This window comes from Scytonema sp. PCC 10023 (genome assembly GCF_963920835.1).
GTDB lineage: Bacteria > Cyanobacteriota > Cyanobacteriia > Cyanobacteriales > Nostocaceae > Kalymmatonema.
The window spans coordinates 1-343 of the sequence record NZ_CAWUDP010000373.1 but is presented as its reverse complement, the minus strand read 5'-3'; the positions used below and the strand labels follow the sequence as shown (position 1 = coordinate 343).

The 343-nt window shown below is 35.3% G+C and carries 1 pseudogene; it reads right to left on the bottom strand.

The features are described from left to right. Positions 1–296 (bottom strand): annotated as a pseudogene (locus tag ACM0OZ_RS49260) (ISNCY family transposase); the annotation flags it as partial. Between the last annotated feature and the right edge of the window lie 47 nt (positions 297–343).

Genomic DNA, 343 nt, shown 5'->3' with positions numbered 1-343 from the left:
AAACTTCTTTTTCTTTCATGTTTAATTCGTTCTTGATTTCGATAACCACCTTTAGGTAAGATTACTTGTTTGATTCCTAGGATAGTAGCATAATTTTCGTTGGTTTGAGAGTAAACACCTCTATCTGTAGTCACGGTTTTTGGTGGAGAACCAAAATTTTCTATATGTTGGTCAAGACTTGGTATTAATTGCTGAGTATCATGAGGATTACCTTTTAAAATTCGATAATTACTGATAATTCCTCCGTCAACTTCATCTAACCAAACTTTACGCCCAAACTCGACATCTACTCTTAAGAAACACATTCCGTCGCCGTAGATTGAGCAACGAGATTAAAGCCTAA